This window comes from Buttiauxella sp. JUb87, from assembly GCF_004361975.1.
Classification (GTDB): Bacteria; Pseudomonadota; Gammaproteobacteria; order Enterobacterales; family Enterobacteriaceae; genus Buttiauxella; species Buttiauxella ferragutiae.
Window position 1 is genome coordinate 334,927 of sequence record NZ_SNVY01000003.1, and the last position, 19,902, is coordinate 354,828.

Here is a 19,902-nt window from a genome sequence, read left to right on the forward strand (position 1 = left end):
GTTGTGATGCTAAAAACCGGCTTTGCGATTGCTTCAACCTTAGCAGTTTCTTCCCAGACATACGCAATCTCACACTCAAACGCAGATAAGTTTGGCCATACCTGCGGATGCGAATAACGCCGAAAAAGCAGATCAAATAAAAGAAAAAGAGTTGGTTGCAGGTTACACCAGCCCGAACTTTTTCACCTTTAATGAACAATGTGGAATGGTATTTACCACCCCTGTCACCGGGCCAAAAACCTCGAAGAACACCACATACACCCGCTCGGAATTGCGTGAAATGCTCCGCAATAGAGATACCGACATCTCTCTCCTGGGGGTAAATAATAACAACCGTGTCTTCTCATCCATTGCGCGCAGTGAACAAGAAAAAGCCGGTGGCATTGATGGGACGCAGGAAGCAACACTGACCGTAGATCTCGTGAACACTACCGGCATTAACTGGTAGGTTGGACGCGTAATGATTGGTCAAATACACGCCAATAATGATGAACCTATCAGGCTTTACTACCTTAAACTCCCGAATCATGAAAAAGGTTTCATTTATTTTGCCCACGAACGCGCAAAGGGTTTGGTGATGAGCAGTAGTACGAGATGATTGGAACATTGCAGCCGAGTTACAGCGACCATGCAACCATTTATGGGGAGCTTGCCGATGGGATAAAACTGGGTGAGAAATGTAGGTATCGTATCAATATTACAGGCGACAAACTCAACTTCAGACTGATTTTGGCAGGTCACAAAGACGTTGAAAAAACGGTTGATATATCGAAAAGTGGCTATAACGAAACGGGGCAATATATGTATTATACAGTCGGCGTTTATAACCAAAACAAAACCGGCAAGCCAGATGACTATGCATAAGCCACCTTTTATTATTTAAAATCGACACATTAAAGTAAGGAAGGTTGCCCTTTAAGTAACCTTCATGACACGGAAAAAAACCAGCCCAATATATTAATATTGAGGCTGGTTTTTTGTTTTACGGATTACTTACTCAGTTGTAACTTTGAAAAAGACACGCGGTTATAGTCACCATTCGCTTTATCAACGACAAAATCACCGGTACCCGCACAACCTGTAGACCAGAAGCCTTCACCATCCTTCACGCTACATTGTCCGTACGCACCCGCTTTATAATAAAATGAGTCACCTGAATAGCCATGAGAGTTATCCTTTTCATCAACTTTTCCGTTGGCATCAACATTGTTTGACAAATCTATTTTATAACTAACGGTTTTATGGTTTGGTGCCGTAAAATATAAATGCATAACATTGCCAATAATATTAATTCTATAGCTAAATTCTTCACCTAATTTAACACCTGAACTTTGCGGATCCTTTGTATTTTCCCAGGTGTAGCCCCATACTGGATAGGCAATATCAACACGATTTGGATCTTTTTCTGCCAAATTACGTTCATAAGTCCAGAAAACGGAACCAGTTTTATGATGTGGCCACTTCTTATAAAAAATTTTAATGGGCTCATTACCATACCCAAACCCAGTTTTAGCCTCAATCATTGCTGGGTCTTTATTCGCATGCACCTGACCAACGACCACGGAGAAAGCCGGATATTTCTCAGGATGTTTGGCATGTAAGGATACATGTTCAACCTTGACCGTCCCATCAAGTTTTCCACCAATAGCACCGAATGTTTTGGCTTCAGGATGCACTGCCAGAGAAAAGTTATTTTTCGGTGATTTGACACTGATCCCCGTATCCGTTCCGCGAACCATTTGACGAAGTTCAGAACGGGCATTTGAAGAGCCTGAAGTGGTAATCGCCTTATTCGGAACCTGGAATACTAATTGTTTATTTTCATCTAAAAAGAAATAGTCTGGGTGAGAGAAGTAGTACATCGCCACACCTTCTATCTCATCTATTTTACCATTTTTATCTTTATCTAAAGGTAAGGTTAATTTCCAGTTTGACATATCAAACTGATCGGCGGGTAAAACATCAACATGTGTTTCAGTCGACCATGCATTTGATGATAATCCCACTAACAAAGACAGACAAAATAATTTATTAAACATATAAAACCTCAATAGTTTTTATACTTACAGACTTAGCATGAGATAATTTAGTGACACTAACCGTTAGTTATTTTTCTACTGATTTAATCTCACTTGAGAAAAATTCTGATATTAGTGTTAGTGGCACCAGTGCTGAAATGCAGGGCAACATAACAGGTAATGCTGAATGATCTATATAATTAATTACGGCAGCTAAGCCGATGAGGCCTACAATTATCCAACGTAATTTTTTAACTTTCATAAAGATTTACCTATTCACCATCGCTTAACCTACAATAGGTTGAAAAATATCTATTTTCGTTACCCACGCTGACATTATCATTACCCCTAAAAAACAACAAATCAATTTGTATTATTATATCACCATTGTGATAATGATCACTTAATGCGACAGCTACACCCGTAACGGCACACACTGTGCAGATACCTCCCCATTAAAAAATTTTACATATCAATCCGTTGAAAAAACACAGCGGGAACCGCCAGGTCATCATCTGATGTATTTAACAATGTGGCTATTCTGTACAGATCACTGAGGTGAACGTGGTGTCTTACTGGAGAGTTAGAGAGGGGCATGCAAAAAATACGATGTGATCCGGCGCGCTAGCTTAATCCTATGGTTGATGTCATCGCAGACTGGTCGGTACACGACTATCATGGAGCATCGAACGGCCTGCTGAATACAGGGTTTTCTCAATACGGTTCGTGTTGTACGCTTAGGTTAAACCTTAGAAAACGAGTGGAATTAAAACGAATGTTTAGACCAAACCACCTTTAGTCGTGCATTAGATTTCTTGCTTTTTTCGAATCGAAAGCCTTCAAAGATTGTCGTGCCAAGGACCGGAAAGGAAGCGTTTTCACTATTTCTTCCAAGGGCATAATCGCGAATGCCCAAAAAATCCCCGCATCAAAATAGAATATTATCAATGCACACAATGGGATTGAGATAAGCCATTGTCCGATGAAGTTAATGATAAACACGCCTGTGGTTTTCCCTAAAGCCCGCAACACATGCCCATGTACCGTGTTGTAACCTCTAACAATAGGTAGAAAAATATATAACGGGGCAATCACCGAAAGAGCCTGGTAAGTAGAATGGTCTAAGTCTGGATACAAAGCAGGCAACACCAAACTCAGAACCCAAAAAAATGCCGCCGAAAAAAAAGAAATGATCACGGCTATATTGATACTGATATCCACATTTTTGACTAACTTTTCGACATTACCTGAACCTATGGCTTGGCTAATCGTAATCGCAGATGAATGTGCCCATGCAGTGATAAATTGAGTACCCGCTTTAATCCACGGCATAACAATGGTCATTGCTACATAAGCATTCAGCGAGAGTTGGGAGTAAAGTAACATATAAAGAGTTGCACCTACTTGTAGCATCGTAACATTTGCTGCAACTGGAAAAATTTCCCGTAAGTGATTCAAAGTGTTTGTTTTTAATGAAGCATCAAGATTCTTAACCGACAAAACCAATGTGCGGTCACGCTGAAGACAATGCATCAAATAACCGAGCCTGATGAATATAGCCAGCAAGCTGCCCGCAGCAGCGCCTTGCAAACCAAGACCTTCAATTTCACTGTAACCGTGGATGAAAAGATAAGAGGCCATCGCGTTGATGGGTAATTCGATGAGATAGCCCGCAAACGCAACTTTAGTTTTTCCTTGTGCATTGAACAATGCAATCAGCACCTGAGTGATGGCGTTTATCACAATGATGAATTTCGCCAATTCCAGATAGCGCTCCGCTTGTACATAAAGTGCTGTATTATTAGTCAATAGGGCTATTAAATCGCGGTCAAAGAGTGCAAGAAGTATCCAAAATACAATGGCGCTGGCGACATTAATCATTAGAGCGGCCCAGAAACTTTTATTCATGGGCACCATGCTTCCTGAACCAACCGCTCGACTCATTACAAGCTGAGAACCATTCGCCAATGCCATTTGTATACCAAGAATGAAAGAGACTATTGTCGTGGCAATTCCCATAGCAGCGAGGGAGACCTCCCCAAGAGGCGAAACAAAAAAGGTATCAACCATTAACATCGACTGCATCAGTAATGCGTTGATAGCTAAAGGCCATGCCAGTGAAAGATTATTTTTCATATAAGATTTCATCAACACACTTCATCCACAGGCCAGTCGCCGAAATAGTGTTCAACACGGGCTCGCCATTTAACTTGTTAAACACTCTACGTCACCTAAGTTATCATCAGATTACACAATAAGTAATACAATAACACTTTATGATCTTTTTAACATCAAACTCGAGCGGAGAACATAAATTTATTAACATTTATTCAGATTCAGCTTTCCGAGTAGCGTTGACGAGTCGCTCTCACGTTCTGTCTTGAGCGGCAAAACGAAATATGCTGACCGGATCAATATTGGTTATTAATGCCATACTTGGTAGATAAGATTCGGAGTGATATGATGAAAATTAAATAATACATATTGTTTGCGAGCAATTTATGCCAGGCGAATTTCATTCCATTTCCGACTCCAGGCGAAGCCTCCATATACAAGTGGCGCGCGAAATTGCGCGCAGTATTTTGTCCGGAAAAATACCTCAAGGTTCTCTACTTCCTGGGGAAATTGTACTGTGTGGGCAATTTGGCATTAGCCGTACCGCGCTACGTGAGGCAATCAAACTGCTAACGTCAAAAGGTTTGTTGGAGTCACGTCCAAAAGTTGGCACCCGAGTGATACAGCGTGCCTATTGGAATTTTTTAGATCCACAGTTAATTGAATGGATGGACGGGCTAACTGAAATCGATCAGTTTTGCCAACAATTCCTTGGGCTACGCCGAGCGATTGAACCAGAGGCCTGCGCCCTTGCGGCCAGAAATGCCACGGCTGAACAGCGCATCCAGTTATCTGAAGCTTTTCAGGAATTGTTAGAAGTTGCCAACGCGCAAGTCTTTGATAAAAAACGATGGTTAGATGTGGATATCAAGTTTCACAGCATCGTTTTCATCTCTACAGGTAATGACTTTTTCTTACCCTTTGGGCATGTGTTAACCACGATGTTTATTAATTTCATTGCGCACTCTTCGGAAGAGGGAAACACCTGCATTGATGAACATCGACAGATTTATGATGCCATAATGACAGGGAATGCGGAGAAAGCCCGTCAAGCCTCAGTGAATCATCTGTTGGACTCCAAACACCGTTTACCGTCAGCAACAAGCTAGCCTATCTGGGACATCAAACACGTCGAAACACGTGCTTAGCTCCTTGCAAATGATTGAGAAATAGACCTGCGGCGAGAGACAAGTGTCTCTCGTTAATTCCCTTGCGTTCACTTAAGTCTGTCACAGGTGTGAGCAAGTGTTGCCAACACTCTGCCACTGGAAGTAGGGCGGGTATATTTCCCTGATAGAATTTGAATCTTTTCAGCCAGACATTCACGCAACCTCTCATACTTAACCACTTTTCCTTGAAATTATAATAATATTGTATTACATATCATGTGGTGCATTCACGTTAGGTCATCGGAGCGCCAAACTGTCGAGACAGGTTTATCACGGTCATTCACCTCATTAGACAGCAGGGTTACTTGGCGGTCGGTTATCAAATAACATGTCAAATGCCTATTAAATAATATTTATCAAGGGGTTATAAATGAAAAAGCCGAAGATTGGGTTCATTGGCCTAGGCCTAATGGGTAGTAATATGGTTCAATGCCTGCAAGATAATGGCTTCGAGTTAAAAGTGATGGATCTCAACAAAGATGCCGTTGCGGACGTAGTTGCCCGTGGCGCAACTGAAGCCAACTCTCCGGCTGAATTAGCCGCAGCAAGCGATATCATCATGCTGTGTCTGACAACATCAACAATCGTTGAAAAAGTGGTGTATGGCGATAACGGCATCCTGGCGGGCATAAAAGAAGGTTCTGTGTTGATCGATTTCGGCACATCTATCCCTGCCTCAACCCGAAAAATTGGTGCTGATCTCGCTAAAAAAGGTTCCGGCATGATTGATGCCCCGCTGGGCAGAACGCCTGCTCACGCAAAAGATGGTTTACTTAACATCATGGTTGGGGGGGATAAAAATACCTTTGAGAAAGTGAAGCCGGTTCTTGAAGTTCAAGGTGAAAACATTTTTTATCTCGGCGATCTTGGTGCGGGTCACACAACCAAATTAATCAATAATTTCATGGGAATGACGACCGTTTGTGCGATGTCGCAGGCATTCGCTGTGGCTAAACTCGCTGGCGTCGATCGCCAGCAACTGTTTGATATCATGTCGACAGGTCCATCAAACTCACCTTTCATGAAATTCTGCAAAAATTACGCAGTAGACGGGGTTAGCGATTTAGGTTTTTCAATCGATAATGCTAATAAAGATCTCGGCTACTTCCTTGAAATGGTGAATAACTTGGGTTGTCGTTCTGAAATAGCCGAAGGCACCTCATCGAACCTAAAAGGTGCTGTAACTACGGGGATCGGCTCGGGTAATGTGCCGGAAATATTTGATTATTTCTTAACCGTCAAACAATAAGTCCAGCCTTCGATATAACGGGGCACGCACTGCACAATGAGCTGCGTGACCCGTTTCGCAAAAACGCTCCCCCTTTTCTGCATCCCCTTTCTTTTTGCCCATCGTCACTATGCACCGCTCTACTTATGAGCTAATCAAAGTCATCCTCAAGTTAACTTGTATTATTTTATTTCTAATATATTAAGATCAGAGTCACATATTGGGTATATTGTAATACAAGATGATCAATTAAGACGATATGATAATTTCCAATCAGTGATTAACCTTCAAAAGGTCTACAGATGGAACTCAATACAGTCATAGTCGGCATATATTTTTTATTTCTCATTGCAATAGGTTGGATGTTTCGAGCGTTCACCAGTACAACAAGTGATTATTTCCGAGGTGGGGGTAACATGCTGTGGTGGATGGTAGGGGCAACCGCTTTCATGACACAATTTAGTGCCTGGACCTTTACGGGGGCCGCCGGCAAGGCGTACACAGATGGTTTTGCTGTAGCAATGATCTTTATGGCAAATGCTTTCGGCTACTTTATGAATTATGTGTATTTTGCGCCGAAGTTTCGCCAGTTACGTGTCATCACCGTAATTGAAGCTGTTCGAATGCGTTTCGGACGCTTTAATGAACAAGTTTTTACTTGGTCTAGCATGCCAAACAGCATTATTTCTGCAGGTATATGGCTTAATGGTTTAGCCATCATTGCATCCGGTATTTTTGGTTTTGATATGTCAACAACAATTATTATTACCGGATTGGTCGTGCTTGTAATGTCTGTAACGGGGGGATCGTGGGCGGTTATTGCATCTGATTTTATGCAAATGGTTATTATCATGGCTGTGACCGTGACCTGTGCTGTAGTTGCAATTATCAAAGGCGGTGGTGTAACCGACATTGTTAGTAATTTTCCATTGCAAGAAGGAGCCTCCTTCGTTTCAGGAAATGACCTTAATTATTTAAGTATCTTTGGTATTTGGGCTTTCTTTATCTTTATCAAACAATTCAGCATCAATAATAACATGCTGAACTCTTACCGTTATCTTGCAGCTAAAGACTCAAAAAATGCTAAAAAAGCGGCACTGCTTGCTTGTTTATTGATGACTGTAGGACCATTCATCTGGTTTATGCCTTCATGGTTTGTTGCCAGCCAGGGTGTTGATTTAGCAGCTGCATATCCAGAAGCAGGGAAAAAAGCTGCAGACTTTGCATATTTATATTTTGTTCAGAAATATATGCCTGTCGGTATGGTTGGCTTACTGATTGCAGCTATGTTCGCAGCAACGATGTCCTCTATGGACTCAGGATTAAATAGAAACTCAGGAATCTTTGTTAAAAATTTCTATGAAGTTATTTTAAGACCAAAAGCCTCTGAAAAAGAGTTAATGTTGGTTTCAAAAATTATTTCAACTATTTTTGGCATGGTTATCATCCTCGTTGCCCTATTCATTAACTCATTAAAAGAATTAAGTTTATTCGATACAATGATGTATGTAGGGGCGTTGATTGGGTTCCCAATGACCATTCCAGCATTCTGCGGGTTCTTCATTAAGAAAACACCAGATTGGGCTGCCTGGGGTACGCTTGCTGTCGGCGGTATCGTCTCCTACTACGTTGGTTTCGTTATTAATGCTGAGATGGTGCAACAATGGTTTAATCTTGAAACATTAACTAGCCGAGAATGGTCAGACCTGAAAGTCGCAATAGGTTTAGTGGCGCACATTGTTTTCACAGCAGGTTTCTTCTTACTTTCAATACTGTTCTACAAACCGCTTGTAGAACATCGCCAGAAAGATGTTGATAAATTCTTCGAGAATTTAGCAACGCCCCTAACCTCAGAATCTTTTACACAAAGATTACTGGATAATAAACAACGCAGTATGCTGGGTATTCTCCATATTATTGCTGGTGTTGGTGTTATATTGATGTGCTTATTAAACAACCCACTGTGGGGGCGTGCAGTATTCGTATTCTGTGGTTTCATCGTTCTTTGTGTTGGCTTGCTCTTGATTAAAGCAGTGGATAAAAAAATTACTGATAAAACAGTCATGGCAGACAGTTAATTAATATAATCTGGCGGCTTATGAAATACGTCGCCAGATTATCAGCATGTTGTTTTCATAATTCATTTATATATTCGCACTCTAAACAACCAGAATTTCCACCCTATTGTATATTGACCACGTAACACGATAAGCGAGAGATGGTTTTATTGGTCAATAATCAGCTTGAGGTTTGGCTGGTGTATTTCACAATCCATTTATTTATTAAGGTAATAACATGAATAAAAAAATTGCCATTATCGGCATTGCAACCATGTTGTCTGCGTTTTCTGTTTCATCTGCTACGCTTGATTTTCGCGAAGAATATAAACATGACGAAAATGATTGGGCGGGCCGTGTAAAAATAGGCGGTGGCGCAGGCAACCATTTTTTTGGTGTTGAGATGAAGTACACTGGGAATCTAAGTAACTTAGAAGGTAGTGATAATGAATTTGAATATGGTTACAAATACACGATTAACGATAGAATAAAGGTCAGCCCAGGAGTGCTTGTTAATTTTGGGGATACTAGCGTTACCTATAAGCCTCAGGTTCGCCTTGAATATTTGTTCGATAATGGCGTGGCAATAAAAATACGTTATCGTCATGAAATAAGAAATTACTCTGCAGGAAATACCTCAACAGGCCGTGATGGAGAGAGTCATGACTCTTTAGGTCGTTCAAAGCTCACAGGGAACATTACCTATCAATGGGAATTTCTTCAGTTCGATTTTGAGGCGAACTATGCTGAAGATTTCATTAATAAAGAATGGAAGATGGGGACTAACGATGAATACGAATGGGATTACAATCTTAAAGTTGGTTTTAAAAACAGCACTAAATGGCGTCCATATATAGAATTTGGTAATGTTCAATGCACAAGTACCATTGATTGCAATTCTAGTCGGCAACTTCGTAGTAGAGTTGGTGCCACATATACTTTCTAATCTATTCTTAAGTGAAAAATTGTAGCCCTCCTTTATTTTAAAGAGAGTTCTATTAATACTTTTCTTTAAAGACTATAATATAGGGTGCCCAAGACGTCTTAGCATGGTCGCCCTTAACGTTCTTCTTAGTAGGTATTCCGGCGTTTGATATTTACATCAATAATCGTGATATGGGGGACAGTCCTGATGTGCAGAAGGCACAAAAGGTCCTGTCTTCATTTGTTGATTGCACTAACTGTAAGTCCTCCAGTTTTATTTCCACCCTTTTTGAAATTTCCATTTTTCAGCCATCAGCCGGTATTCTTCCAGTGTCAGGTTATTCAGGGATTCATGAGGTCGCTCGCTGTTGTATTCCGTCAACCAGCGCTCTGTAATTTCCCGAACTTCATTCAGCGTTCTGAACAGATAAAAATCCAGGGTTTCTGTCCGATATGTCCGGTTAGAACTTTTGATAAAGGCATTCTGTGTCGACTTACCAGGTTTGATAAAGTCCAGTATGACCCTATGCTCTTCGGCCCATTGTGCCCGTGCAAGCGACATCAGTCAGTGGATATCCACGGTTTGCCACTATCCTGTCGAGCACTCGCTTCATTCGCTGCGCCGGGATATTCAGATTGATTTCTATCACCAGTGCTTCGCGGTTAAAATCATCTACCACATTGAAGGTATGGAAGCGTCTGCCACACACCAGCGCATCGTGCATAAAATCGATGGACCAGCTCTGATTTTATGATCCACTACAGTCATGGGATTACAAAACTAATAGTCCTTGCAGTTTCGGTAAGAAGATTATCATTAACAGTCTGGTGACACATAACCGCTGGGGATTTAGTCTGAACTGGGGCTGGAGGCGGGATCAATTGACAGATTTGGAGCGGATGCTGTTTTTACTTGATGGCAAACCGATACCTGACAACCGTAGTGATATCTCTACCCGATTGATGGAGCATATTCGGGATAATCCGACTAAGGAAGTTTACGAGGATGAGTTCTTCAGCATTCGCTACTTTCAGAAGGGAACAGCACACATCACTTTAAAGCGGTACGATCTGATTGAAAGGATGAATGACATCATCGCTAAGTACTATCCGGGAATGCCGGCTAAGCCACGCTAATGTTGATGGGCGTTGAGAAATTTTACTTACACCAGCCGTTACATAAACTTTTTGGGTGCGTGGTTTTTAGTGAGGGGCTTTGCGTAACTCATTGTTTTAAATGGTACGCCCTACAGGGCTCGAACCTGTGACCTACGGCTTAGAAGGCCGTTGCTCTATCCAACTGAGCTAAGGGCGCACTGTATTCCTTTCGGAAGCATTGCGGACTCGGATTATACGGTCAGTACCTTACGAGTCAATGGCTTTTCAACTGCCTGCGCGACAATTGAGCATAAACACTTAACAATGCCTGACAGCGAGCCGCGCTTCTGACAAAATAGAAACAATCCCCTCCCTTTTCGATTACAGACGGAATCATCTGACTGATGGCAGCAAAGATTATTGACGGTAAAACGATTGCGCAGCAGGTACGGCTTGAAGTTGCTGAAAAAGTGAAAGCCCGAATTGCCGCAGGAAAACGCGCCCCTGGACTTGCAGTTGTGCTGGTTGGCGAGAACCCTGCATCGCAGATTTATGTCGGTAGTAAACGTAAAGCATGTGAAGAAGTTGGCTTTATTTCTCGCTCCTACGATTTGCCTGACACCACCTCCGAAGCAGAACTGCTGGAGCTGATTGATACGCTCAACGCAGATAAAGAAATCGATGGCATTCTGGTTCAGTTACCGCTGCCTGCGGGCATCGATAACGTGAAAGTTCTGGAACGTATTGACCCGGATAAAGACGTTGATGGTTTCCATCCCTATAATGTGGGCCGCCTGTGCCAGCGTGCGCCGCGTCTGCGTCCTTGTACACCGCGTGGTATCGTGACGCTGCTTGAGCGTTACGGTATTGATACCTACGGCCTGAACGCCGTGGTGATTGGCGCATCCAACATTGTTGGCCGCCCAATGAGCATGGAACTGCTGCTGGCAGGGTGTACCACCACCGTGACGCATCGCTTCACTAAAAACTTACGCCAACATGTCGAGAACGCCGATCTGGTGATTGTTGCGGTCGGCAAACCTGGCTTTATCCCGGGCGAGTGGATCAAGGAAGGGGCGATTGTGGTGGACGTGGGGATTAACCGTCTGGAGAGCGGTAAAGTCGTCGGTGACGTAAATTATGATGAAGCCGCAGTCAAAGCCTCGTATATTACGCCGGTTCCGGGTGGCGTTGGCCCAATGACCGTCGCCACTCTTATCCAGAATACCTTGCAGGCTTGCGAGGAATATCATGATGTCGATGGAGAGTAAAATGGCGACCTTCTCATTAGGTAAACACCCACACGTTGAATTATGCGATCTGCTGAAGCTGGAAGGCTGGTGTGAAAGCGGCGCACAGGCGAAAGCGGTGATTGCAGAAGGGCTGGTGCAAGTAGACGGCGAAGTGGAAACCCGCAAACGCTGCAAAATCGTTGCAGGCCAGACTGTTGTTTTTGAAAGTCTGAGCATCACGGTTCAAGCTTAATTGCATACCGAACACGGCCCATAACGGGCCGTTTCTTTTTGTTCACTCACAAATTTTCACATCCTATGCCAACTATCATCACTCATGCAGCGGTACCCATTTGTTTAGGATTGGGGCTGGGCAAAAAAATCATTCCTCAACGTCTTTTATTGGGCGGTATTGTTCTGGCAATGCTACCGGATGCTGATGTGCTGGCTTTCAAATTTGGTGTGGCGTATGGCAATGCGTTCGGGCATCGCGGTTTCACGCACTCTTTGCTGTTTGCTTTTGTGGTGCCGCTGCTGTGTTTGTTCGGCTATCGCTGGTTCCGGGCAGGTATCATCCGCGTCTGGCTATTTCTGACGGTGTCATTGCTTTCACATAGTCTTCTGGACTCCGTGACGACCGGAGGCAAAGGTGTTGGTTGGTTATGGCCGTGGTCAGACGAACGCTTTTTCGCACCCTGGCAGGTGATTCGCGTTGCCCCGTTTGCACTTTCTCGTTACCTCGAACCACGCGGGCAGGCGGTGATTTGGTCAGAGCTGCAATGGGTTTGGTTACCCGGTTTGTTGATGGCGTTTTTGTTATTTGTGATGCGTAAAAATTTTCGCTGATTCCCTGGAAAGGCCAATTCCCCCTTCTTTGCGAAGGGGGCAAATCATTAGCGGTGAAACTCGCCCGCAGCTTCAGGCTGGTACTGCAACTCCAGCACTTCCAGATGCGTTTGGTTACCGTTTGGTAACGTCCAGTTAATCGTTGCACCGACACGTAAACCCAGCAGTGCTGCGCCAACCGGTGCCATCACCGAAAGTTGGTTATCGCTATCTGTCAGGTTGACCGGATACACCAGCGTGCGCACATGCTCCTCTTTTGAGGCCAGATCGCGGAATTTCACGCGGCTGTTCATGGTCACGACGTCTGCCGGGATATCTTCAGGTTTACGCATTTCTGCTCTGTCCAGTTCGGTGTTCAACGCCTGAGCGACAGGCTGGTTGGCAAACTGTGGTTGCTCCAGCAATCGGTCGATACGCTCGGCATCAAGTTCATTAATGATAATGGCTGGTCTGGACATATTTCTCTCCATGTAAAAAAACAGGCACTCTTGTGTCTGATGGCGGACCCTACAAAAGAAAACCCTCACTCAATGAGTGAGGGTTTGGTCTGTGATGATGATACTGAGCTTAACACTTAGTTTAAAGCGACTTCAGTCACATTTTAATAACAGCACAGTTTACAGAATAATGCTGCCTACCAGAGCGAACAGGAAGGCGATAGTTCCGATCAGCGTTTCCATCACGGTCCAGGTTTTCAGGGTAGTTTTCTCGTCCATTTCCAGGAAACGTCCAACCAACCAGAAGCCTGAGTCGTTCACGTGAGACAGTACGGTCGCACCACCCGCAATAGCCACCACGATGAAGCACAGGTCGAACTGGCTCAGGCCTGGTGTAACGGCAACCATTGGGGAAATCAGTGCGGCGGTCGTGGTCAGAGCCACCGTTGCAGAACCTTGCGCCACACGCAGAGCGGTAGAGATAACGAACGCGGCAACAATTACTGGCATGCCTGTATCGGACAGAACACCCGCCAACGCATCACCAATGCCGCTGGCACGCAGAACACCACCGAACATACCACCCGCACCGGTCACCAAAATGATGCCACAGATTGGGCCGAGGGCACCGTCACACACTTTTTCCAGATGCTGGCGGCTATGGCGGCCACTAAACACGGCAAGTGAGAAGAAGACGGTAATCAACAGTGCGATAGGGGTTTTACCCAACATTCGCAGCAGTTGAACCACGGTGTTATCGCCACTAACCCAACCGAGTACGGTTGCGGTGTTCAGGCCGGTATCGAGGAAAATCAGTACCAGCGGCAACAACAGAATCGATAATACAGTGCTAAATGCCGGTGGCTGGTGGTTTGGATCCGCTTCAACGCTGCCGAGGAAAGAAGAAGGCAGTGGAACTTCGAATTTTTTACCAGCGTACTGACCAAACAGATACGCGCCGAGATACCAGGTCGGAATGGCGATAACCAGGCCTACAATCACCAGCAGCCCGATGTTTGCACCCAGTAATTCACTGGCAGCAACCGGGCCTGGATGAGGCGGCAGCAGGGCGTGCATGACTGCAAACGCACCGGCAGCAGGTAACGCATATTTCAGCGTAGAACCACCGAATTGTTTTGCCACGCTGAAGATAATCGGCAGCATGACGACCAGGCCCGCATCAAAGAAGATTGGGAAGCCGAACAGTAACGATGCCACACCGAGCGCCAGTGGAGCACGATGAGAGCCAAACTTACCGACCAGCGTGTCGGCAAGCACTTTTGCCCCGCCGGAGATTTCAAGCAAGCGGCCAATCATTGCGCCGAGACCAACCAGCAGTGCAACACCTGCCAGTGTGCTACCAAAACCGCCCAAAATAGTTGGGACAATTTTATCGAACGGCACACCGGTAACCAGTGCGACAACGACACTCACAAGGGTTAAAGCTAAGAAAGCATGCACTTTGAAACGCATGATAAGAATAAGTAGGAGTACAACTGCACAGGCTGCGATCCCTAGCAGGCTTCCTGCACCGAGATGTGTTGTTATTTCGGTCATTTGTTTGTTCCTCTGCGCCGAATTTATAGGTGAAAAATGCGACAAACATAATTCACCAGATTTCTGATACCGGTAACATGATACTGGTAACATTAGCTGTTCGGGAATGGGCTGCCTGATGTTTATTGGCATTTTGGGAGCAAGCTCAAACATTCCAAATAAACCCTTACTAAGTCTGATGGAACAATTGCTGACCGTAAATAAACCTGCCTGGCGAGAAAATTGAATTACGCTGTATATGCACCTTTCAATTGGGCAACTCGCACGACCATCACCTGACCAGGAGATATCATGAGCCATTACGACAAACTCAAGTTAAAGGACGGTAGTTCTCTTTATTTTAAGGATTGGGGGGAAGGACAACCGGTAGTTTTCAGCCATGGCTGGCCGTTAACCGCAGATGCGTTTGAAGATCAGATGTTTTTCCTCGGGCAAAAAGGATTCCGGGTGATCGCTCACGACCGTCGTGGGCATGGTCGCTCATCACAATCCTGGGAAGGCAATCATATGGATCAATATGCTGACGATCTGGAGGAATTGACTGCGCATTTAAATCTCAAAGATGCGATTCATGTCGGTCATTCCACTGGCGGAGGTGAAGTGGCGCGTTACATTGGCCGCCACGGTACTAGCCGCGTGGCAAAAGCCGTACTGATTAGCGCAGTGCCGCCGATCATGGTGAAAACGGATTACAACCCTGATGGCGTACCCATTGATGTGTTTGATGGAATTCGTGAAGGTGTGCGCGTCAACCGGGCAGATTTTTTCAAAGAGCTGACCATGGCGTTTTATGGCTATAACCGTCCTGGGGCGAAAATCTCGGAAGGCGTCAGGGAGAGTTTTGTTGAACAGGGGATGCAGGGGGGAATTAAGGCGCTCTACGATTGTATTAAAGCGTTTTCTGAAACCGACCTGCGAGAAGACCTGAAGAAAATGACTATTCCAACGCTAGTTATTCATGGCGATGATGACCAGATTGTCCCGTTTGAAACCTGCGGTAAAGTCACGGCGGCAACGTTGCCGGATTCGACATTCAAAGTATACCAGGGTGGATCGCACGGCATTTGTACCACCGAGAAAGACCGGGTAAATGCAGATTTACTGGAGTTCTTGAAAGGGTAACCTTCAGGCGGGTGAACCCTGCGTCACCCGCCAATTTAACAACCTCATTTCCTGGCAACCGGCAACATAATCTCTTTTAAGATTTCGTAGCGCTGTTGCGGGGAAAGCCAAATCAAACCTAACAATTTTTGCGCCCGGCCTTCGCGCTCAAACTGGTCTTTCAACTGCATTAAAAAGCGTTTCGTGGTGTTCATAATGACCTCCGTATTTGATACGCAAATCATATGGCGGAAAATACGGAACTAATAGTGAACTGATTATTTTTTGTCTTCAGTGTTTATGGCCGTTTAATCCTCTAATACCCAACGGCATCCAGACGGAACTGTTTTGCACAGTTGCCTGAATTTCTTTGTGTGGCGAATGACCCTTCATTTAACGGGCTGTTAATTTTCCCGGCATCCAGCGAGATTTGTATTTCTGTCAGATAAGCCGGATTACCGTTACAGGTCAGTTTGACCGCTTTCACCGCTTCACTTCCCCAGCTTTTTTCCAGCGCTTTATTGAACGCTTTACGGGTGACGTCTTTACCGTAATTTTCCGCAAGGAAGGTGCCAAATGCACTCTGTTTAAACTCGTTATTCAGACGAACCATGGTGCCGAAGTAGGCGTTGGGATTAAAACCAAAGCACGCGCCGTGTTTAGCGAATTCATAGCGCTCAAGGCAAGACTGGCCGCCAGCACCGGGCATCACGCCTGCGAGTTTGCTGGCGATGTCTGCGGATAACTCAGGCGCAGGTGCCTGGCATTTTTGCGAACCGCGAGCTTCCGCCATGTTTGGCACCGGGCGGGTTGAGCAGCCGTAACGCATCCAGCGTTTTTCATCCACACCGCGTGAGGCTACAGATTTCGGTAATCCAGGCCACAGCCCGTGGACCGTCAAAAATGCACGTTTGTCGTCCTGTTCCTGCTGGGTTTTACATTCAGCAGGTTCGTTGCGATTGCGCTCGTGCATGCTCTGACAAAAACCGGTTTGCCAGGAAAGGGCCAGCACGTAGCGTTCGAAATCGCCATATTGTTTGGGTTGCAGATCTTCTGCCAGGGCGGCGGAGTGAGTGGCGCAAGCGAGGGTTAACAGGGCAGTCTGGCAAAGGAATTTCATGCCTTTCTCATTCAGTTAGATGATAATTCCTTATTTAATCATAAAAAAAGCGCCTCAGAGAGACGCTTTGTCCGCAATATGAAAGCCGTTAACTCCACAGCGCCAGAATCGGCCAGCCGACACATAGCAACATGGTGATATAAATCACGCCGAAAATCGCACCCAGGCGCCAGTAGTCTTTCGACTTCACATAGCCGCAGCCGTAAATAATCACGCCAGGGCCGGTGGCGTAAGGTGTCAGGCAGCCCATGATACCAATCGACAGCACCAGCAAAATACACAAATGCTCCATTGGCACGCCGGGAATACCTTTACCCACCGCCAGAATCACCGGCAGCATAGTCGCGGTGTGCGCCGACAGGCTGGCAAACAGGTAATGCGCGAAGTAGAACACCAATACCAGCACGATAACCGTAGTATTGGCGGAGAAACCCTCCAGATGGCTACTCATGGTATTGGCGAACCAGTCGATAAAACCGGAACGCGTCAGGCCGCTTGCCATCACTACCAGAGTTGCCAGGTTAACTAAGGTGTTCCACGCACTGTTATATTTGGTGATGTCTTTCCACGGCACCACGTGCAGCGCCAGCATCAGCGATACCGCCAGCAAACCTACCGCTGTTGCATCAATTACCTCGCCGCCAAACACCCACAACCCCAGGCTTAACAGCACCAGGCCAATCAGGGTGATCTCTTTGCGGGTGAGTTTGCCCATCTCTTGTAGCGCGTCTTTCGCCCAGCCGGAGACTTCCTCGCTGTGGGTGATTTCAGGTTTATAGAGGACGTAAGACAGCCATGGCGCGACGATCAGCAGAATAATGCCCACCGGCAGGAAGCTCAAAAACCACTGCATCCAGCTAATTTGAATACCGGCAATTTTGCTGACGAACTCAAGGCCGAGCACGTTGGGAGCCGCACCGGTGATGAACATCGACGAACTGAGGCTGGTACTGATCACCATCATCCACATCAGGTAGCTACCGATGCGGCGCGAAGAAGGGTCGTTAGGGAATGACTGGAATAATGGCGGCAGGTTTTTGATTACCGGGAACACGGTGCCGCCGGTGCGGGCGGTGTTTGACGGGGTAAATGGTGCCAGCAGAATATCAATAATCACGATGGCGTAGCCGAGAGTCAGCGTGCGCTTGCCCATGAATTTCACCATGATCAGCGCGATACGGCGACCCAGGCCGGTGACTTCATAGCCCAGCGCGAAGATAAACGCGCCGAATACCAGCCAGACGGTGGTACTGGAGAACCCTGCCAGCCCCCATTTCAACGCCTGCTTGCCCGCGTCAAAAGCTGGGTCGGCTAACTCTTTGGCGTCAAACAGCAGGTAATCGCTGCCGATCACGCAAATCGTCACGGCGATAAAGCTGATCGCGGTGGCCGGGATCGGTTCGAGGATCATGCCGACGATCATCGCGACAAATACCGCGAAGTAATGCCATGCCTGCGGCGGCATGCCATCGGGCACGGGAATGAGCAGCATGATGGCCATGACGACCAGCGGTGCCAGCAACTTCCATATTTTATCTTTTGAAACAGACATAACTGATTCTCCAGTAAGGATTATTCCGATTGATGCTAAGGGTGATATTGCGAAATTTGGGCTAACAACCAGGTGATAATCAGCAGGTCGGCGCTACCGCCGGGGCTGAGGTTGCGTGCAATACAGGCGTGGTCGAACTCTTGCAGATGGCGAAGATCTGCGGGCTTACGGATACCGCCGTTAGCGAGCAAGGTGCGGGCGTATTCCTGCAACCAGCTCAGTCCAGCCATACCCCCGCGAGAGGCCACATTGGTATCTCCGTTGTGTGCCATCAGCAGCAGTAAAGTGTCGAGCAGCGCCAGTTCCGGATCGGTTGCCTGCGTAAGAAGCGCGTGGTAATGCGGCAGCGCCATATTTATCACCAACGGATAACCCGCTTCGGCTTCACCGCGCGCACCGGTTAAGCCGAGTTGCCGGAAAAGCCGTTGCCCGGCGGTTTGCTGGTGGTTGTTGTGGTGCAATTCCCGCTCGGTTATCCCATGGCAAAAAGCGGCTACGGTCTGGCAAATTGCCATCGGCGTAATGGCGCGTTGTTGCTGATGCAGGCGACCAATCGCGGCACACAGTAAGCCGAGTGAAAAAATGCTGCCTTTATGGGTGTTAACGCCTTCTGTTGCGCGAAACATTGCGGCTTCACAGGCGATGCCGATAGGGCGTAAATTTTGCAGAACCTCGCATTCAGGCAATGTTGCGGTGCTGGCACCCAGTTGAATGAAGCGCGGGAAATATGGGCGTATCGCCGCCGCACTTTGCTGAAAATCCTCCAGCGCCATATCTTTATGTGCGCCACAGTTATTGCGGTCGACCAGGCCTGGTTTGGGCGTTAAGTTCACCTCCGCGAGTAACGCGCGGAAAGCCAGTTCGCTGTAATGCGCAACAATCGTTTCCGACACTTCAGCGCGGGGCTGCGTCATCTGCATCATTGAGCAGCGTCTCCATACGAGCGAGCAGTTCAGCAAGCGGATGCGCCTGTTCACGGGCGCAAACAGCGGCGGTTTGTTCGCACAACAGGCAGCGGCGGGCGGGGAGCGAAAAGTCACGGCGCGAGAGAATTTGCCCTTGCGGTGTCAGCACGTCGAAGTCCCACAGGCGGCCAAGAGGATGGTTTTGCTCAAGCTCAATGGCGGCTTGTTTCACCGCGGCAGGCTGGGCGGCGATTGCCAGCAGAGCTTCCGGGCCAGTCGCCAGCGCCAGGCAGCTCTGTTTTTTGATTTCCCAGCCTGAGCGTTCTGCTAACTGGCGAAACGCTCTGAGACCGTGGTTAAAAATACGCCGCGTCAGTTCGCTGTCTTTGACTGAACCAGGGGCGACAACGGTGAAAGAAACCAGGGTGACGGCGTGGCGTGCAAGCCACTCCTGTTGCCTTTTTTGGCGCGCATCCCGGCTGGCAAGTAGCTCTGGCACAGTGACTTTGGCGTGCGTCGCAGATGAGAGATACATCGGCATGA

Annotated in this window: 20 protein-coding genes, 1 tRNA gene and 2 pseudogenes; 11 read left to right on the plus strand and 12 right to left on the minus strand. The window is 46.4% G+C overall.

What is annotated here, in order from left to right:
* Nucleotides 1–91: 91 nt before the first annotated feature.
* A complete protein-coding gene (locus EC843_RS24825) occupies nucleotides 92–448 on the plus strand; it encodes a polysaccharide lyase family 7 protein (RefSeq protein WP_064548794.1) in 357 nt (118 codons plus the stop codon).
* A gap of 146 nt (nucleotides 449–594) precedes the next feature.
* Entirely contained in the window at nucleotides 595–864 is a 270-nt protein-coding gene (locus EC843_RS24965; protein ID WP_064548792.1) for a polysaccharide lyase family 7 protein, read from the plus strand.
* A gap of 125 nt (nucleotides 865–989) precedes the next feature.
* On the opposite strand, the gene EC843_RS13605 is transcribed toward EC843_RS24965, so the two are convergent.
* From EC843_RS13605 to EC843_RS13610, 3 genes are all read right to left on the minus strand, one after another.
* Complete coding sequence (locus EC843_RS13605; RefSeq protein WP_133522400.1) at nucleotides 990–2,039, minus strand: polysaccharide lyase family 7 protein; 1,050 nt, start codon at nucleotides 2,037–2,039, stop codon at nucleotides 990–992.
* 67 nt (nucleotides 2,040–2,106) lie between these two features.
* Nucleotides 2,107–2,280, minus strand: a complete 174-nt coding sequence (locus tag EC843_RS24550; protein ID WP_157092971.1) for a hypothetical protein — start codon at nucleotides 2,278–2,280, stop codon at nucleotides 2,107–2,109.
* Between the two features lie 533 nt (nucleotides 2,281–2,813).
* Nucleotides 2,814–4,154 carry an MATE family efflux transporter gene (locus tag EC843_RS13610; RefSeq protein ID WP_208111322.1) on the minus strand — a complete coding sequence of 447 codons (1,341 nt, stop codon included), beginning with the start codon at nucleotides 4,152–4,154 and terminating at the stop codon, nucleotides 2,814–2,816.
* Between the two features lie 365 nt (nucleotides 4,155–4,519).
* Here EC843_RS13610 and EC843_RS13615 point away from each other — a divergent pair, with 365 nt between their 5' ends.
* The 4 genes from EC843_RS13615 (at nucleotide 4,520) to EC843_RS13630 (ending at nucleotide 9,533) form a co-directional block, all read left to right on the plus strand.
* Nucleotides 4,520–5,242 (plus strand): FadR/GntR family transcriptional regulator, encoded by a 723-nt coding sequence (locus EC843_RS13615; RefSeq protein WP_064548789.1) that lies wholly within the window; start codon nucleotides 4,520–4,522, stop codon nucleotides 5,240–5,242.
* A gap of 430 nt (nucleotides 5,243–5,672) precedes the next feature.
* The gene (locus tag EC843_RS13620) at nucleotides 5,673–6,551 is read left to right on the plus strand and encodes an NAD(P)-dependent oxidoreductase (RefSeq protein WP_133522402.1); all 879 of its coding nucleotides are present in this window, start codon (nucleotides 5,673–5,675) and stop codon (nucleotides 6,549–6,551) included.
* A 281-nt stretch (nucleotides 6,552–6,832) separates the two neighbouring features.
* Complete coding sequence (locus EC843_RS13625) at nucleotides 6,833–8,608, plus strand: transporter (RefSeq protein ID WP_064548776.1); 1,776 nt, start codon at nucleotides 6,833–6,835, stop codon at nucleotides 8,606–8,608.
* A 217-nt stretch (nucleotides 8,609–8,825) separates the two neighbouring features.
* On the plus strand, nucleotides 8,826–9,533 hold the full coding sequence (locus EC843_RS13630) for an oligogalacturonate-specific porin KdgM family protein (protein ID WP_064548774.1): 708 nt from the start codon (nucleotides 8,826–8,828) through the stop codon (nucleotides 9,531–9,533).
* A 252-nt stretch (nucleotides 9,534–9,785) separates the two neighbouring features.
* On the opposite strand, the pseudogene EC843_RS13635 reads toward EC843_RS13630, so the two are convergent.
* Nucleotides 9,786–10,260: pseudogene (locus tag EC843_RS13635) on the minus strand (integrase core domain-containing protein); the annotation flags it as partial.
* A 16-nt stretch (nucleotides 10,261–10,276) separates the two neighbouring features.
* Between EC843_RS13635 and EC843_RS13640 the strand changes: the two are divergent.
* Nucleotides 10,277–10,648 (plus strand): annotated as a pseudogene (locus EC843_RS13640) (DUF4942 domain-containing protein); the annotation flags it as partial.
* Between the two features lie 101 nt (nucleotides 10,649–10,749).
* Here the strand turns inward: EC843_RS13640 and EC843_RS13645 are convergent.
* Nucleotides 10,750–10,826: transfer RNA gene (locus EC843_RS13645), tRNA-Arg, on the minus strand.
* Between the two features lie 187 nt (nucleotides 10,827–11,013).
* Here EC843_RS13645 and folD point away from each other — a divergent pair.
* The 3 genes from folD to EC843_RS13660 all read left to right on the plus strand — a co-directional run bounded on the left by folD (nucleotide 11,014) and on the right by EC843_RS13660 (nucleotide 12,687).
* On the plus strand, nucleotides 11,014–11,880 hold the full coding sequence (folD, locus tag EC843_RS13650) for a bifunctional methylenetetrahydrofolate dehydrogenase/methenyltetrahydrofolate cyclohydrolase FolD (RefSeq protein WP_064548772.1): 867 nt from the start codon (nucleotides 11,014–11,016) through the stop codon (nucleotides 11,878–11,880).
* 1 nt (nucleotide 11,881) lies between these two features.
* The gene (gene ybcJ, locus EC843_RS13655) at nucleotides 11,882–12,094 is read left to right on the plus strand and encodes a ribosome-associated protein YbcJ (protein ID WP_064548770.1); all 213 of its coding nucleotides are present in this window, start codon (nucleotides 11,882–11,884) and stop codon (nucleotides 12,092–12,094) included.
* 65 nt (nucleotides 12,095–12,159) lie between these two features.
* The gene (locus tag EC843_RS13660) at nucleotides 12,160–12,687 is read left to right on the plus strand and encodes a metal-dependent hydrolase (RefSeq protein ID WP_064548767.1); all 528 of its coding nucleotides are present in this window, start codon (nucleotides 12,160–12,162) and stop codon (nucleotides 12,685–12,687) included.
* A 47-nt stretch (nucleotides 12,688–12,734) separates the two neighbouring features.
* Here the strand turns inward: EC843_RS13660 and rnk are convergent, their stop codons facing one another.
* Nucleotides 12,735–13,145 (minus strand): nucleoside diphosphate kinase regulator, encoded by a 411-nt coding sequence (gene rnk, locus EC843_RS13665; RefSeq protein ID WP_064548765.1) that lies wholly within the window; start codon nucleotides 13,143–13,145, stop codon nucleotides 12,735–12,737.
* 159 nt (nucleotides 13,146–13,304) lie between these two features.
* On the minus strand, nucleotides 13,305–14,681 hold the full coding sequence (locus EC843_RS13670; RefSeq protein WP_064548762.1) for a GntP family permease: 1,377 nt from the start codon (nucleotides 14,679–14,681) through the stop codon (nucleotides 13,305–13,307).
* 291 nt (nucleotides 14,682–14,972) lie between these two features.
* Between EC843_RS13670 and EC843_RS13675 the strand changes: the two genes are divergently transcribed.
* Nucleotides 14,973–15,803 carry an alpha/beta hydrolase gene (locus EC843_RS13675; protein ID WP_064548760.1) on the plus strand — a complete coding sequence of 277 codons (831 nt, stop codon included), beginning with the start codon at nucleotides 14,973–14,975 and terminating at the stop codon, nucleotides 15,801–15,803.
* 44 nt (nucleotides 15,804–15,847) lie between these two features.
* On the opposite strand, the gene EC843_RS24555 is transcribed toward EC843_RS13675, so the two are convergent.
* From EC843_RS24555 to citX, 5 genes are all read right to left on the minus strand, one after another.
* Nucleotides 15,848–15,997 carry a hypothetical protein gene (locus EC843_RS24555; RefSeq protein ID WP_157092968.1) on the minus strand — a complete coding sequence of 50 codons (150 nt, stop codon included), beginning with the start codon at nucleotides 15,995–15,997 and terminating at the stop codon, nucleotides 15,848–15,850.
* A 101-nt stretch (nucleotides 15,998–16,098) separates the two neighbouring features.
* On the minus strand, nucleotides 16,099–16,902 hold the full coding sequence (gene rna / locus EC843_RS13680; RefSeq protein ID WP_064548759.1) for a ribonuclease I: 804 nt from the start codon (nucleotides 16,900–16,902) through the stop codon (nucleotides 16,099–16,101).
* A gap of 88 nt (nucleotides 16,903–16,990) precedes the next feature.
* Nucleotides 16,991–18,454 carry an anion permease gene (locus EC843_RS13685; protein ID WP_064548756.1) on the minus strand — a complete coding sequence of 488 codons (1,464 nt, stop codon included), beginning with the start codon at nucleotides 18,452–18,454 and terminating at the stop codon, nucleotides 16,991–16,993.
* Nucleotides 18,455–18,489: 35 nt separating this feature from the next.
* Nucleotides 18,490–19,374 carry a triphosphoribosyl-dephospho-CoA synthase CitG gene (citG, locus tag EC843_RS13690; RefSeq protein WP_243739146.1) on the minus strand — a complete coding sequence of 295 codons (885 nt, stop codon included), beginning with the start codon at nucleotides 19,372–19,374 and terminating at the stop codon, nucleotides 18,490–18,492.
* Nucleotides 19,349–19,900 (minus strand): citrate lyase holo-[acyl-carrier protein] synthase, encoded by a 552-nt coding sequence (citX, locus tag EC843_RS13695; RefSeq protein WP_121814128.1) that lies wholly within the window; start codon nucleotides 19,898–19,900, stop codon nucleotides 19,349–19,351. Before citX ends, citG begins: the two co-directional genes overlap by 26 nt.
* Nucleotides 19,901–19,902 lie beyond the last annotated feature (2 nt).

Excerpts from the sequence above, each read along its gene's own strand:
- EC843_RS24965 (WP_064548792.1), top strand. The coding sequence starts at position 595 with ATGATTGGAACATTGCAGCCGAGTTACAGCGACCATGCAACCATTTAT.
- EC843_RS13605 (WP_133522400.1), bottom strand. The coding sequence starts at position 2,039 with ATGTTTAATAAATTATTTTGTCTGTCTTTGTTAGTGGGATTATCATCA.
- EC843_RS24550 (WP_157092971.1), bottom strand. The coding sequence starts at position 2,280 with ATGAAAGTTAAAAAATTACGTTGGATAATTGTAGGCCTCATCGGCTTA.
- EC843_RS13610 (WP_208111322.1), bottom strand. The coding sequence starts at position 4,154 with ATGAAAAATAATCTTTCACTGGCATGGCCTTTAGCTATCAACGCATTA.
- EC843_RS13615 (WP_064548789.1), top strand. The coding sequence starts at position 4,520 with ATGCCAGGCGAATTTCATTCCATTTCCGACTCCAGGCGAAGCCTCCAT.
- EC843_RS13620 (WP_133522402.1), top strand. The coding sequence starts at position 5,673 with ATGAAAAAGCCGAAGATTGGGTTCATTGGCCTAGGCCTAATGGGTAGT.
- EC843_RS13625 (WP_064548776.1), top strand. The coding sequence starts at position 6,833 with ATGGAACTCAATACAGTCATAGTCGGCATATATTTTTTATTTCTCATT.
- EC843_RS13630 (WP_064548774.1), top strand. The coding sequence starts at position 8,826 with ATGAATAAAAAAATTGCCATTATCGGCATTGCAACCATGTTGTCTGCG.
- folD (WP_064548772.1), top strand. The coding sequence starts at position 11,014 with ATGGCAGCAAAGATTATTGACGGTAAAACGATTGCGCAGCAGGTACGG.
- ybcJ (WP_064548770.1), top strand. The coding sequence starts at position 11,882 with ATGGCGACCTTCTCATTAGGTAAACACCCACACGTTGAATTATGCGAT.
- EC843_RS13660 (WP_064548767.1), top strand. The coding sequence starts at position 12,160 with ATGCCAACTATCATCACTCATGCAGCGGTACCCATTTGTTTAGGATTG.
- rnk (WP_064548765.1), bottom strand. The coding sequence starts at position 13,145 with ATGTCCAGACCAGCCATTATCATTAATGAACTTGATGCCGAGCGTATC.
- EC843_RS13670 (WP_064548762.1), bottom strand. The coding sequence starts at position 14,681 with ATGACCGAAATAACAACACATCTCGGTGCAGGAAGCCTGCTAGGGATC.
- EC843_RS13675 (WP_064548760.1), top strand. The coding sequence starts at position 14,973 with ATGAGCCATTACGACAAACTCAAGTTAAAGGACGGTAGTTCTCTTTAT.
- EC843_RS24555 (WP_157092968.1), bottom strand. The coding sequence starts at position 15,997 with ATGAACACCACGAAACGCTTTTTAATGCAGTTGAAAGACCAGTTTGAG.
- rna (WP_064548759.1), bottom strand. The coding sequence starts at position 16,902 with ATGAAATTCCTTTGCCAGACTGCCCTGTTAACCCTCGCTTGCGCCACT.
- EC843_RS13685 (WP_064548756.1), bottom strand. The coding sequence starts at position 18,454 with ATGTCTGTTTCAAAAGATAAAATATGGAAGTTGCTGGCACCGCTGGTC.
- citG (WP_243739146.1), bottom strand. The coding sequence starts at position 19,374 with ATGCAGATGACGCAGCCCCGCGCTGAAGTGTCGGAAACGATTGTTGCG.
- citX (WP_121814128.1), bottom strand. The coding sequence starts at position 19,900 with ATGCCGATGTATCTCTCATCTGCGACGCACGCCAAAGTCACTGTGCCA.